The sequence below is a fragment of the Nostocoides jenkinsii Ben 74 genome (assembly GCF_001046875.1).
Lineage (GTDB): Bacteria > Actinomycetota > Actinomycetes > Actinomycetales > Dermatophilaceae > Nostocoides_A > Nostocoides_A jenkinsii.
Genome location: NZ_HF571038.1, coordinates 1,506,656 through 1,519,552, shown reverse-complemented (window position 1 = coordinate 1,519,552; position 12,897 = coordinate 1,506,656). Strand labels below are relative to the sequence as shown.

12 protein-coding genes are annotated in these 12,897 nt (G+C 68.8%); 9 read left to right on the top strand and 3 right to left on the bottom strand.

Features of this window, described 5'->3' with window-relative positions; translation table 11 throughout:
- Positions 1-67: 67 nt before the first annotated feature.
- The 3 genes from cysN to BN13_RS07000 form a co-directional block, all read right to left on the bottom strand.
- A complete protein-coding gene (gene cysN, locus BN13_RS07010; RefSeq protein ID WP_048545553.1) occupies positions 68-1,978 on the bottom strand; it encodes a sulfate adenylyltransferase subunit CysN in 1,911 nt (636 codons plus the stop codon).
- Complete coding sequence (cysD, locus tag BN13_RS07005) at positions 1,978-2,889, bottom strand: sulfate adenylyltransferase subunit CysD (RefSeq protein WP_048545551.1); 912 nt, start codon at positions 2,887-2,889, stop codon at positions 1,978-1,980. Before cysD ends, cysN begins: the two co-directional genes overlap by 1 nt.
- A 162-nt stretch (positions 2,890-3,051) precedes the next feature.
- Positions 3,052-3,954 carry a MerR family transcriptional regulator gene (locus BN13_RS07000; RefSeq protein WP_048545549.1) on the bottom strand — a complete coding sequence of 301 codons (903 nt, stop codon included), beginning with the start codon at positions 3,952-3,954 and terminating at the stop codon, positions 3,052-3,054.
- A gap of 77 nt (positions 3,955-4,031) precedes the next feature.
- Here BN13_RS07000 and BN13_RS20190 point away from each other — a divergent pair, with 77 nt between their 5' ends.
- The 9 genes from BN13_RS20190 to BN13_RS06950 form a co-directional block, all read left to right on the top strand.
- Positions 4,032-6,068, top strand: coding sequence for an FAD-dependent oxidoreductase (locus BN13_RS20190; protein ID WP_235433965.1), 2,037 nt, complete (start codon positions 4,032-4,034; stop codon positions 6,066-6,068).
- Positions 6,065-7,306 carry an SAM-dependent methyltransferase gene (locus tag BN13_RS06985; RefSeq protein ID WP_048545547.1) on the top strand — a complete coding sequence of 414 codons (1,242 nt, stop codon included), beginning with the start codon at positions 6,065-6,067 and terminating at the stop codon, positions 7,304-7,306. Before BN13_RS20190 ends, BN13_RS06985 begins: the two co-directional genes overlap by 4 nt.
- The gene (locus tag BN13_RS18295; protein ID WP_053079746.1) at positions 7,303-7,740 is read left to right on the top strand and encodes an SRPBCC family protein; all 438 of its coding nucleotides are present in this window, start codon (positions 7,303-7,305) and stop codon (positions 7,738-7,740) included. The genes BN13_RS06985 and BN13_RS18295 overlap by 4 nt, the downstream gene beginning before the upstream one ends.
- Entirely contained in the window at positions 7,737-8,771 is a 1,035-nt protein-coding gene (locus tag BN13_RS06975) for an NAD(P)H-binding protein (RefSeq protein ID WP_048545546.1), read from the top strand. The genes BN13_RS18295 and BN13_RS06975 overlap by 4 nt, the downstream gene beginning before the upstream one ends.
- Complete coding sequence (locus BN13_RS06970; protein ID WP_048545544.1) at positions 8,768-9,493, top strand: CPBP family intramembrane glutamic endopeptidase; 726 nt, start codon at positions 8,768-8,770, stop codon at positions 9,491-9,493. Before BN13_RS06975 ends, BN13_RS06970 begins: the two co-directional genes overlap by 4 nt.
- Entirely contained in the window at positions 9,490-10,476 is a 987-nt protein-coding gene (locus BN13_RS06965) for an SDR family NAD(P)-dependent oxidoreductase (RefSeq protein WP_048545542.1), read from the top strand. Before BN13_RS06970 ends, BN13_RS06965 begins: the two co-directional genes overlap by 4 nt.
- Positions 10,473-11,282: a TspO/MBR family protein gene (locus BN13_RS06960; protein WP_048545540.1), complete on the top strand. Its 810-nt coding sequence runs from the start codon at positions 10,473-10,475 to the stop codon at positions 11,280-11,282. The genes BN13_RS06965 and BN13_RS06960 overlap by 4 nt, the downstream gene beginning before the upstream one ends.
- A gap of 10 nt (positions 11,283-11,292) precedes the next feature.
- Positions 11,293-12,450: an acyl-CoA dehydrogenase family protein gene (locus tag BN13_RS06955; RefSeq protein ID WP_048545538.1), complete on the top strand. Its 1,158-nt coding sequence runs from the start codon at positions 11,293-11,295 to the stop codon at positions 12,448-12,450.
- Between the two features lie 60 nt (positions 12,451-12,510).
- Positions 12,511-12,897: SDR family NAD(P)-dependent oxidoreductase (locus BN13_RS06950; RefSeq protein WP_157038705.1), on the top strand; the 387-nt coding region annotated here is incomplete at its 3' end.

Here is a 12,897-nt window from a genome sequence, read left to right as displayed (position 1 = left end):
GCAATAGCTATTGCGTCCGCCGCGGGTTATTGCGTCCGCGCCGAGTTGGCCGAACTTGGGCAGGGTCTTACGGGACGAGCGTCGCGATGATCGCGGCGGCCGCCTCCTTGGGGGTCGTGGTCTGCATGTCGAAGCGGAACTCCGGAGCGGTGGGGGCTTCGTAGGGGCTGTTAACCCCGGTGAAGTGCTCCAGTTCGCCGGCGCGCGCCTTGGCGTACAGGCCTTTGGCGTCCAGTCGCTCCGCCTCGGCCAGCGGCAAGTCCGCGAACACCTCGTGGAACTCGCTGTCGCCGATCAGCTCGCGCGCCATCTCCCGCTCCGACCGGAACGGCGAGATGGACGAGACGATCACGATCAGACCGGCGTCGGCCATCAGGCGCGCGACCTCAGCCAGGCGCCGAGCGTTCTCGACGCGGTCCGCGTCGTCGAAGCCCAGATCCTTGGACAGGCCGTGGCGCACGTTGTCGCCGTCGAGCAGGAACGTATGCCGATTCATCCGCGCGAGCTGAACCTCCAACTCGTTGGCGATCACGGACTTGCCGGCGCCCGAGAGCCCGGTCAGCCAGATAACGGCCGGAGCCTGGTGCTTCATCTTGGCGTGGTGGGCCCGGTCGATCTCCAGCGGCTGCCACGCGACGTTCTTGCCGCGACGCAGCGCGAAGTGGATCATGCCGGCCGCGACCGTCGCATTGGTCATCTTGTCGACGACGATGAAGCCGCCGAGGTCGTGACTGTCGGCATACGGCTCGAAGACGACCGGCTTGTCAGTCGAGAACGTCAGGACGCCAATTGCGTTGAGCCCCAACGTCTTCGCTGCGACGTGCTCCATGGTGTTGACGTTGACGGCATACTTCGGGCGCTCGAACTGCGCCGTGACCGTCGTGGTGCCGATCTTGATCCAGTAGGGGCGGCCGGGCAGCATCTCGCTGTCGTCCATCCACACCAGGTGGCACTCGAAGTGATCGGCGGCCTCGGCCGGGGCGCTGTCGAGCACCAGCACGTCACCACGCGAGCAGTCGATCTCGTCCTCGAGCGTCAGCGTCACGGCCTGCCCAACCACAGCCTGCTCCAGGTCGCCATCGAAGGTGACGATTCGCGCCACGGTCGAGGTGCGATTCGTCGGCAGCACGCGGACCTTGTCGCCGGGGCGCACGATGCCATTGGCGATCGTTCCGGAGAACCCACGGAAGTCGAGGTCCGGACGCACGACGCGCTGCACGGGCATACGGAAGGGACGGGCCTGGTCCAGGGTCTGGTCGAGTTCGACCGTCTCCAGGTGGTTCATCAGCGTGGTGCCGGTGTACCAGGGCGTGTTCTCGGAGTGGTTGGTGATGTTGTCGCCGAGGAAGCCCGAGATCGGGATCGGCGTGAACTCCGTGATGCCGATCGAGTCAGCGAAGGCGCGGTAGTCCGCGACGATCTCGTCGTAGCGCTCCTGGCTGTAGTCGACGAGGTCCATCTTGTTGACCGCGAGGACGATGTGCCGGATGCCGAGCAGGTGCGCGAGGTAGCTGTGCCGACGGGTCTGCGTCAGCACCCCCTTGCGCGCGTCGATCAAAATGACCGCGAGCTCGGCGGTCGAGGCGCCGGTCACCATGTTGCGGGTGTACTGCTCGTGACCCGGGGTGTCGGCGACGATGAACTTGCGCTTCTCGGTGCCGAAGAAGCGGTAGGCCACGTCGATCGTGATGCCCTGCTCCCGCTCGGCCGCGAGGCCGTCGACGAGCAGCGCGAAGTCGATCTGCTCGCCCTGGGTGCCGACCTTCTTTGAGTCGGCCTCAAGGGCCTGCAGGTGGTCCTCGAAGATCATGTGGCTGTCATAAAGCATCCGCCCGATCAGGGTGGACTTGCCGTCGTCGACCGAGCCACAGGTGATGAAGCGCAGCATCGTCTTGTGCTGGTGCTTCTCGAGATAGGCGTCGATGTCCTCGGCGATCAGGGACTCGACCTGGTAGATCGGCTCTTCCGTGGTGGTCATCAGAAGTAGCCCTCCTGCTTCTTCTTCTCCATGGAGCCGGCGCTGTCGTGGTCGATGGCGCGGCCCTGGCGCTCGGACGTGGTGGTCAGGAGGATCTCTTGGATGACCTCGGGCAGCGTGGTGGCGGTGGACTCCACGGCACCGGTCAGCGGGTAGCAGCCGAGGGTGCGGAAGCGCACGCTCTTCATCTCCGGAACACGCCCATTAAGCGGGAAGCGGTCGTCATCGACCATGATCGTCAGGCCGTCGTGCTCGACGACCGGGCGCTCGGCCGCGAAGTAGAGCGGCACGATCTCGATGCCCTCAAGGTGGATGTACTGCCAGATGTCGAGCTCGGTCCAGTTGGACAGCGGGAAGACCCGCATCGACTCGCCCTTGTGCTTGCGCGCGTTATAGAGCTTCCAGAGCTCCGGGCGCTGGTTCTTGGGGTCCCACTGGTGGCGGGCGTTGCGGAAGGAGAAGACACGCTCCTTGGCGCGGGACTTCTCCTCATCGCGGCGGCCACCACCGAAGGCGGCGTCGAAGCCGTACTTGTCGAGCGCCTGCTTCAGGCCCTCGGTCTTCCACATGTCCGTATGCAGGGGCCCGTGGTCGAAGGGGTTGATCCCCTTCTCCTTTGCCTCCGGGTTCTGGTAGACGAGCAACTCCATACCCGCCTCGCGCGCCGCCTTGTCGCGCAGTTCATACATCGCCTGGAACTTCCAGGTGGTGTCGACGTGCAGCAACGGGAACGGGGGCGGCGCCGGGTAGAACGCCTTGCGGGCCAAGTGCAGCATCGTGGCGGAGTCCTTGCCGATGCTGTAGAGCATCACCGGGTTCTCGGCCTCGGCCGCGACCTCCCGCATGATGTGGATGCTCTCGGCCTCCAGACGCTGCAGATGCGTCAGCGTCTCGGGGCTGGGTTGCGCCATGGAAAAGCCTTCCTGAACAACTTGGGAAACGGTATGCAGGCGCGATCCCCGTCGACCGCGGGCCGGCACCGCACGAACGGCGCGCCAGCACTACATACGTCTCATGAGATTACCACGCACGCCCCCCACCGGCCCGATTCGCCGACGTCGCCGGACCCCGGCTCACCGGGGCGAGCGGGCGTCCGCCGTGATGGCTCGAACCGTCGCTACGACCGAGCCCGTATGCCGCGTGGCTCGCCCGGGCGCTCGCCCCCGGCCTGCCGCAGGGCCCGCGATCGCCAGACGGTGCCGCCGGGACAGCAGGGCCAGCTGCTTGCGCTGGGCGGCCACGAGGGCCGGGTCGCGACTCGAGATGACGATGACGTCGGGGTCGACCTGCGCCGCAACGCCGGCGACCTGCTCGACGGGAGTGTCCGCACCGAGATAGCGAATCCGCCACCCCGCCCGCCCCAACAGCACTCCGAGGCACAGCAATGCGATGTCGTGCTGCTCCCCGGGCAGGCAGGCGAGGAGGGCGACCGGCCCGTCGCCCTGATCCCACGTGTGGGTGTAGGCCGCCAGCCGCCGGCGCATGAGATTGCTGACGAAATGCTCGTGCGCGATTGTGGCTTCGCCGGCGCCCCACAGGTCACCGATATGGCGCAAGAACGGCAGCAGCGCCATCTCCACGACGTCGTCGAGCGGCGCGACCGCGAATACTCGGTCCAAGGCGTCGTGAACGGCGGCCTCGTCAAAAGCGGACGCGGCGGCCCACATCCGGGACTCGAAGGTCGTGAGTTCGGAGGCGGCGTCGCCACCCGCCCTCGGCTCCCCCGCGTCGCTCGTCAGCCGCTCTTGCGCCAGCACCCGGGCTACGGCTTGCGAGGCGGGCACCCGATCGGCCACGAGCGCCACGACCGCGCGCACGCGATGCTCATCGCCGCTGCCATAAACCCGGTAGCCGGCATCGGTCCGCAGCGGGCGGAGCAGCCCGTAGCGCCGCTCCCAGGCACGCAAGGTGTGCGCCGAAACCCCCACGCGCGCACTCAGCTCCCCAATGCGCATCGCGTCGGTGGCCTCGGTCACCGGGTCACCGTAGCGCGGCGAAAAACCTTAGACAAGGCTTTGACACGAAGCATCGTTCTTGTATTACCGTCGGTGACATGACCACCCCCGCGACGCCGCCTCGGCACGGAGCCGAGATCGCCGTCGTTGGGTCGGGCGTCGCGGGTCTCACCGCGGCATACGTCCTGTCGAAGCAGCATCACGTGACCCTGTTCGAGGCCGATTCGCGCCTCGGCGGGCACGCCCACACGCACGCGGTGAGCACGCCCGCCGGCGAGATCGCGGTCGACAGCGGGTTCATCGTGCACAACGACCGCACTTATCCGCTGCTCACGCGGCTCTTCGACGAGCTGGGGGTCGCAACGCGGGACACCGAGATGTCGATGTCGATCCGAGACACTCATACCGGACTGGAGTACGCGGGCGGCAAGGGAGCCGTGGGCTTCCTCGCCCGGCCGCGGCAGCTGCTGCGGCGGGACTACCTCCGGATGCTGGTGTCGGTTCGCCGCTTCCACCGCGTGGCGAGCGCCTTCCTCGCCGACGCCGAGCCCACGGACGCCACCTCCTTCGGCGAGTTTGTGGCCGCCCACGGCTTCTCCCGGGACTTCGTCGAGTTGTATGCCGTGCCGCTCGTCTCGTGCGTCTGGTCGAGCGGGCGCTCGGATGCCCTGGGCTTCCCCGCCGTGCATCTGTTCAGGTTCCTGGCCAACCACGGGATGTTGACGATCGGCGACAGCCCCCAGTGGCGCACGGTCGTCGGTGGGTCGCAGACCTACGTCCGCGCCATTGCCGAGCACCTGCCCGCCATCCGGCCGAATGAGCCGGTGATCGGGCTTCGCCGAAGTGGCGACGGTGTCAGCGTCACGACCGCCGCCGGTGACCGTGAGTTCGACCGAGTCGTCGTGGCCACGCACGCCGACCAGGCCCTCGCGTTGCTGAGCGACCCCACCCAGGCCGAGCGCGAGCTGCTCGGGGCCTTTCGCTACTCCACCAATGACACTGTCCTGCACCGCGATCCCACGCTGTTACCGACGACGCCGCGCCTCCAGTCCTCGTGGAACTTCGAAACCTCGGCCGGCGACGGTCCGCCGGCGGTGACCTACTGGCTCAACCGGCTTCAGGGGTTCGACGCAGTGGCACCGATCTTGGTCAGCCTCAACGCCACGCACCGCATCGCTCCCGAGAGCGTGATCGCGCAGATGTCTTACACCCACCCGGTCTTCGACGTCGCGGCCGTGGCCGCGCAACGGCGGCTGCCCGAACTCAACTCGGGGACAACGGCATACGCGGGCGCCTATCACGGCTGGGGATTCCACGAGGACGGCGCGCGCCGGCGTCGCCGCAGCGGCCCACTTCGGGGTGATCTGGTGATGCCGCTCGTCGCCCGCCCCGCCCAGCCCGCGCGTCAAGAGGTCCCCGCGACGCCCTGCCTCATCGCCGGCTCTCTGCACCACACCCGGCATCGTCCCGTGCGGCATACGTTCACCACCCGGCACTATTCCTGGCTGATCGACCTCGACGCACCCCCAGAAGTCAGAGCAATCCACTTCGACGCCCGGGACCATCTAGGCTCGCCGACGACGCTGACCGGCCTGAAGGACAACGCGATTCGCCTGGTCGAGGGCGCCGCCATCCCCGGTGACCCGGTGGATCGCGTCGTCATGCTCGCCCATCCGCGCATCCTCGGCCACACCTTCAACCCGATGACGGCCTTCTGGTGTTTCGCCGGCGACGACGTGCGAGCCGTTGTCGTGGAGGTGCACAACACCTACGGCGGCCGGCACGCTTATGTCGTGGCCGGCGCCGACGCCCGCGACGGAACCGTCATCGACAAGGCGTTCTATGTCTCCCCGTTCAATGATGTCTCCGGTCGCTACCTGATGCGGTTCGCCACGGACGCCGAGCGGATCGCGATCGGCATCCGGCTGGTCCGCGATGGCGACACCGTGATGACGGCCTCCCTGACCGGGCGTCGGTTGCCGCTGGCCCGAGGCACCCTCGTCCGCACGCTGCTTCTTAACCCGTTGATGCCGCAGCGCGTCACCGCGCAGATCCGCGTGCATGGCGTATGGCTGTGGTTGCGTCGCCTCCCGCTAAATCCGCGCCCGGCCAGGAGATCGGTAATCGAGCGATGAGCACGTATCAGGATGCCCGGCTTCTGCCCCTGGGCAATGGCTCCCAGACGACGCGGGCCGCCATCGCCAAGGCGATCGTGCGCCGGGTGGTGGAGCGCGTCGACGTCCGCGTCCGCCTCGCCGATGGTCAGACCATCGGCGCCGGTGGACCGGACTCGCCGGTGCTCGAACTGCGATCACCCGAGGCGTTCTATCGGCGATTGGCGCAGCACCCCAAGATCGGCATCGGCGACGGCTATGTGACCGGCGAGTGGCAACCGGCGCCCGGCACCGACCTTGCCGACGCGCTGGTGCCCTTCGCCGCCCGGCTGGACGCTCTCATTCCGCGCCCGCTGCTGGCTCTGCGCGGCCTGGCCGACTCGGCCTTGCCGACGCACCACCGCGGCACCATCGAGAACGCTCGAACCAATATCTCTGCCCATTACGACCTGAGCAATGCGCTCTTCGCCGCCTTCCTCGACCCCTCGATGACCTATAGCTCCGCTCTCTTCGCGGGGGCCGGGCAGTGGCGCCAGCAGCCGCTGCAGGAAGCACAATGGCGCAAAATCGATCGGGCTCTGGACGAGGCTGGCGTCGCACCGGGGTCCCGCGTCCTCGAGATCGGGACCGGCTGGGGCGAGCTGGCGATCCGCGCCGCTGCCCGCGGCGCCGAGGTCGTGAGCATCACGCTCTCGGCCGAGCAACAGCAGCTAGCCCGGGAGCGGGCGTCGGCCGCCGGGCTGAGCGATCGGGTGGATATCCGTCTGCAGGACTACCGCGATGTCGCCGGGGAGTTCGATGCGATCGTCTCCATCGAGATGATCGAGGCGGTCGGCGAGGAGTTCTGGCCCGACTATTTCCGGGCGATCGACCGCCTGCTCGCCCCAGGGGGCCGCGCGGTCATCCAGGCGATCTTGATGGACCACCAGCGGCTGTTGGCGACGCGGCACTCCCATGGGTGGATTCAGGAATACATCTTCCCCGGCGGCCTCATCCCCTCGCTGCGGGCGATCGACCTCGTGACGGGGACCCATACCCACCTCCGGCGCCGCGCGACCTTCTCGTTCGGCCCGCATTACGCCGAGACCCTGCGCCGCTGGCGCGAGCGTTTCCTGGCCACCTACGACGCGATCGCCGGCCCCGGCTTCGACGACCAGTTCAAGCGCCGGTGGGAGTTCTATCTCGCCTATTGCGAGGCCGGTTTCGCGGCCGGGTACCTCGACGTCGCGCAACTCACCTTCGGAAAGGACCAGTCATGACGACCCTGCACCGCCGAGTGGAGACCCGAGCCGCTGCTGACGTGGCCTTCGCCTACCTCGCGGACTTCGAGAATGCCACCGAATGGGATTCAGGCACGGCCTCCTGCACCCGCGTTCAGGGTGACGGCGGGCCAGGCACGACCTATCGCAATGTCTCGGAGTTCGCGGGCCGGAAGGTCGAGCTGGACTACACGGTGGAGGTTCTGGCCGAACCCACCTTCGTCATCGTCGGCCGCAACGCCACCACGACCAGCCGCGACATCATCATCGTCACCCCGAACCCGGGCGGGGGCAGCACCGTGGACTACACCGCGCACTTCACCTTCTCCGGTCCCGCCCGTTTCCTCGGCCCGCTGATCAATCCGCTCCTCGCCCGGCTCGGTGACCAGACGGCAGCCACGCTGCGCGCGGCGTTGGATCGGCTGGCCACATGACGCGCGTTCTCGTCACCGGTGCCACCGGCTACGTCGGGGCGCGTCTCGTCCCGCACCTGCTCGATCACGGTATGGCCGTGCGCGTCCTGACCCGCCGCGCCGAGAGCGTGCGGGCGCGCGCCTGGGCGGATCGCGTCGAGATCGTCGAGGGCGATGCCGCGAACGCGAGTTCGGCGCGGGAGGCACTCGAGGGCATCGACGTGGCTTACTACCTCCTGCACTCCATGGACGGTCAGGGGGATTTCGCCGAGCGGGACCGCGCGTTGGCGCAGACGTTTGGCCGCGCGGCATACGACAGCGGTGTCGGGCGCATCGTCTATCTCTCGGGCCTGCACCCGGACGGCGAACTCTCCGACCACCTCGCCTCCCGGGTCGAGGTGGGCAATCTGCTGATGGCGAGCGGGGTCCCGACCGCCGTCGTGCAGGCGGCGGTGATCCTCGGAGCGGGCTCGGCGTCGTTCGAGATGTTGCGGCACCTGACCGTCCGGCTCCCGGCGATGATCACCCCCAAGTGGCTCGACAACCGCATCCAACCGGTCGCGATTGCCGACGTCCTCGACCATCTGCGGATCGCGGCCGACCTGCCGCCGCAGGAGAATCGCACCTATGACATCGGCGGCCCGGACGTCCTCACCTACCGCGAGATGATCCAGCGGTATGCCGCCCTGGCCGGCCTCTCGCCGCGGCGCATCGTCACGGTGCCAGTCCTGACCCCCCACCTGGCGAGCCATTGGGTTGGGCTGGTCACCCCCGTGCCGACGGGAGTGGCGAAACCATTGGTGGGCAGCCTGATTCACGAGGTTGTGGCACGCGAGAGCGACTTGACGGCCTTCCTCGGCCGCACCCCCGAGGACCTCATCTCGTATGACGATGCCGTCCGTGCCGCCCTGGCCGGCCGGGGCCAGGGCAAGGGCCAGTTGCCCGAGCCCGGCACCACCGATCCGGCCCGCCTCACGGCGGCCGATCCGGACTGGGCCGGCGAGCACGGGCTGCTGAACGACCTCGCTGCGGCAATCCGGCGCCGCCGATGATCAGCCCCGTCGCGGAGTTGCGCCGCTTCGTGCACGCCGCCCTCGTCGAGCCCGTGCCGCGCGATCATTTGGAGAGCGACGCCGCCTTCCGGCGCCGCCGGGTCGTCGCACTCGCCACGCTGCTGCTTGGGGCCGGCGTGCTCGCGTGGGCGTTGCGGATCGAGCCGGGCGACCCGCTCTTCTATGTCGCGACGCTGCTGTTGGCGGGGGTGTGGGCCGCGGGCGCGTTCGCCTCGGGCCGGCTGCACTTGGGTCGCGCGCACACCCGCGCCGGGTCCGAACCCAGCCGGGCCGTCGTGCAGTCCCTCGCCCTAGGCACCTTGCTGCTCCTGCTCTTCCTCGCCGGCGCCCTCGTGGTGGCCCGCATCCCGGCGCTTCGCGAGCCGGTCGACGGCCTCCTCGCGCATGCCGCGGTCGGGTCCTTGCCGATCGTCGCGGCGATCACGGCTGTCAACGGCATCGCCGAGGAGCTCTACTTCCGCGGGGCGCTCTATGCCGGCATCGGTCGCCGTCACGCCGTGCTCTTGACGACCCTGGTGTATGCCGCGGTCACCGCCGCCGCCGGCGTCCCCCTGTTGATCCTCGCGGCGCTGCTGCTCGGCCTGATCACGGGTCTGCAGCGCCGCGTCACCGGAGGCGTCCTCGGTCCGATCATCACCCATCTGACCTGGTCACTTGGCATGCTGTTCTTGCTCCCGCAGGCATTGGAGATCGCCCGATGAATCTCGCACCTCTCGCCGGTGGCGTCGATCGCGTCCTGGATCGACTGGTTGTGCCGGGCTTCTCGCGGGTCGGCCCCGCCGTCCGTCGGCGCCTGCCGAGCTGGCCGGCTGATCCTCGACCGGACGCCCTCGCCGGCAAGCACGTCCTCATCTCGGGCGCGACCTCGGGGATCGGCACGGCTACCGCGCAGCAGTTGGCTGACATCGGCGCGCACGTGCACCTGCTGGTGCGCGATGAGGCCAAGGGCGCCCGCCTGGCGCGCGAGATCGGCGGCGACGCGACCGTATGGCGGTGCGACGTCGGCGATCTCGACAGCGTCCGCGTGTTTGCGACGTCCTTCGGCGACCAGAGCATCCCCATCCACGCCCTGATTCATAACGCCGGCGTGCTGCCGGCCGAGCGCACCGAATCGGCCCAGGGCCACGAACTGACGATGGCCGTCCACGTGCTGGGCCCGGTCCTGATGACCGACCTGCTCGCGGCCCGCCTCACCGACGATGCGCGTGTCATCTTGGTGACCTCGGGTGGGATGTACACCCAGTCTCTTCCGGTCGCCGATCCGGACTATCGCGAGGGCACCTATTCGGGGGCCACGGCATACGCTCGAAGCAAGCGCACTCAGGTCGAGTTGCTCGACCGACTCGGCCGGCGGTGGCCGCAGGCCGCGGTGTATGCGACGCACCCCGGCTGGGTCGCGACTCCGGGTGTTTCGCAATCCCTTCCGACTTTCGAGAAGGTCATGGGGCCGCTGCTTCGCGACGCCGACGAGGGCGCCGACACCACGACCTGGCTGGCCGCCATCAGCCCGCGACCCGAGGGCGGCGGCCTGTGGCACGACCGCCGAATGCGCCCGACCGTTGTTGTGCCGGGCACCCGCGCCACCCCGACCGATCGCGAGCAGATGTGGTCCTGGGTCGCCGAGGCGGCCGGCCTCCTCTCAAACCCCGGCGAATCAAACCCCAGCCAAACGGGCACCTCATGAGCACCTCCACCCTGGCGCAGTCAGTCCTCGGCCGCCGGATCACGGTCACCGTCGCCGAGATCTTCTGCATCATCGGCACTCTGGTCGGTGTCGGCGTCCTCGGCGGTCCGGAGGTCCAGCAGGCCGCCGGTGGCGCGTTGGCGGCGGATGCCACCTATATCGCCCCCGCCGTCGGCGCGTTCTCGATCTGGACGCCGATCTATCTCGGCCTCGCGGCGTACACCATCTGGCAGTGGTTCGGCATCGGCGACACCGTGCGCCACCGCGAGATCGGCTGGCTCGCGGCGGCCACCATGGTTCTGAATGCGTTGTGGCTGTTGGTCGTTCGCGCGGGCTGGCTGTGGATCAGCGTCCTGGTCATCGTGGCGCTCGTGCTCACCCTCGGCGTGCTGATGGGGCGGCTCACCCGCCACCCCGCGCGCAGCCGTCTCGACCAGGTCATCACCGACGGCACGTTCGGCCTCTACCTGGGCTGGGTGTCGGTGGCGACCTGCGCCAATATCGCCGCCACGCTGGTGGACGCTGGCTGGTCGCCGGCGAAACCGCTTATCGAGATCATCACTGTCGCCGTGCTGGCCGTCGCCGCCGCCATCGGCCTGATGTATGTCCGTGCCCTCGGCCCGCGGGTCGGCGTCGCCTTCGCCTTGGCGTGGGGCCTGACCTGGATCGCGGTGGGTCGCCTCACCGTTCTTCCCGAATCCGTCATCGTGGGCGTCGCCGCAGCGCTCGCGGCGGTCGTGATCGTAGGCGCGAACCTGCTCGCGTCCCGCTCCACTCGCCACCTGGCATCGGAGCGGCTCGCTTAGGCTGGCGAGTATGCCCGTCGAACGATTGCTGCCCACCGAGGAGGCGGCCGACCTCATCGGGTTGGTCCGCGAGATCGCCGACGATCAGTTGCGACCGCGCGCAAGCGCGGCGGAGGCGGCCGCCGCGACGAGTGCCGAGTTCCCCCGGGACGTCTTCACCACGTTGGGCGAGGCGGGCGTGCTCTCGCTGCCCTATCCGGAGGAGTTCGGCGGCTACGACCAGCCGTATGAGGTGTACCTGCAGGTCATCGAGGAACTCGGGTCTGCGTGGATGAGCGTCGCGGTGGGCACCTCCGTGCATACGCTCACGTGCTACCCGGTGGCCGCCTTCGGCACTGCCGCGCAGCAGGCCGCGCTCCTGCCGGGGATGCTCTCGGGAGCCCAGCTCGGCGCCTACTGCCTCTCCGAGCCGCTGGCCGGCTCCGATGTGGGCTCGATGACGACCCGGGCCGAGCGTGACGGTGACTCCTATGTGATCAGCGGGCGCAAGGCGTGGATCTCGCATGCCGGCCACGCCGACTACTACACGACCTTCGCGCGCACCTCCGACGACGGCGGTCGGGGCCTCTCCTGCTTCATCGTCCCCGGCGATGCGGCGGGACTGAGCTTCGGCATACCCGAGAAGAAGATGGGACTGCACTGCGACACCGTCGCCGAAGTGATCTTTGACGGAGTTCGGGTTGCCGCCGATCACCGCATCGGCGCCGAGGGGGACGGTATGGCGATCGCCCTCGCCGCGCTCGACTCCGGCCGGCTCGGCATCGCCGCGGCGGCCACGGGGCTCGCTCAGGGCGCCCTCGACCTGGCCGTCTCCTATGCCGGCGAGCGCGAGCAGTTCGGTCGCCCGATCGCCACTAACCAGGGGCTGGCGTTCCTGCTGGCCGATATGGAGGCCGCGGTGAGCTCCGCCCGCGCCGCTTATCTGTATGCCGCGCGGTTGCGCGACGCCGGCCGGGCCTTCAGCAAGGCCGCCGCAGTGGCGAAATTGGTCGCCACGGACGCGGCGATGAAGGTGACCACTGACGCTGTTCAGGTCCTCGGCGGTGCGGGCTATACGCAGGACTTTCCCGCCGAACGCTGGTTCCGGGAGGCCAAGGTGACCCAGATCTTCGAAGGCACCAACCAGATCCAGCGACTCGTGATCAGCCGTCACCTTCTCGGCCGCTGACCCGGCCCGCGATCCAGATCAGTTCAGCAGGCCACATCAGTTCCTAAGGAGCACCCTCACATGCAATTGTCCGAGAACACCGTTGCCCTGGTCACCGGCGGCGCCTCCGGGCTCGGCGAGGCGACAGTGCGTCGCTTGCACGCCGACGGCGCCAGCGTGGTCATCCTCGACCTACCTTCCTCGCGGGGCGCCGCCTTGGCCGATGAGCTTGGCGAACACGCGCGCTTCGCCCCGGCCGACGTCCGTGACGAAGACCAGGTTGCCGCCGCGGTGGCGGCGGCCGGCGAATTGGGCGAACTGCGCGTGGCCGTCATGTGCGCCGGCATCGGCACGCCCGGCCGCGTCGTCGGGCGCAGTGGCCCGCTGCCGCTGGAGACATATCGCCAGGTGATCGAGATCAACCTGATCGGCACCTTCAACGTGCTGCGGCTGGGGGGGGGGGGGGGG

Coding starts and splice junctions, on each gene's coding strand:
- cysN (WP_048545553.1), bottom strand. CDS start 1,978: ATGACCACCACGGAAGAGCCGATCTACCAGGTCGAGTCCCTGATCGCC.
- cysD (WP_048545551.1), bottom strand. CDS start 2,889: ATGGCGCAACCCAGCCCCGAGACGCTGACGCATCTGCAGCGTCTGGAG.
- BN13_RS20190 (WP_235433965.1), top strand. CDS start 4,032: ATGACCACCCCCGCGACGCCGCCTCGGCACGGAGCCGAGATCGCCGTC.
- BN13_RS06985 (WP_048545547.1), top strand. CDS start 6,065: ATGAGCACGTATCAGGATGCCCGGCTTCTGCCCCTGGGCAATGGCTCC.
- BN13_RS18295 (WP_053079746.1), top strand. CDS start 7,303: ATGACGACCCTGCACCGCCGAGTGGAGACCCGAGCCGCTGCTGACGTG.
- BN13_RS06975 (WP_048545546.1), top strand. CDS start 7,737: ATGACGCGCGTTCTCGTCACCGGTGCCACCGGCTACGTCGGGGCGCGT.
- BN13_RS06970 (WP_048545544.1), top strand. CDS start 8,768: ATGATCAGCCCCGTCGCGGAGTTGCGCCGCTTCGTGCACGCCGCCCTC.
- BN13_RS06965 (WP_048545542.1), top strand. CDS start 9,490: ATGAATCTCGCACCTCTCGCCGGTGGCGTCGATCGCGTCCTGGATCGA.
- BN13_RS06960 (WP_048545540.1), top strand. CDS start 10,473: ATGAGCACCTCCACCCTGGCGCAGTCAGTCCTCGGCCGCCGGATCACG.
- BN13_RS06955 (WP_048545538.1), top strand. CDS start 11,293: ATGCCCGTCGAACGATTGCTGCCCACCGAGGAGGCGGCCGACCTCATC.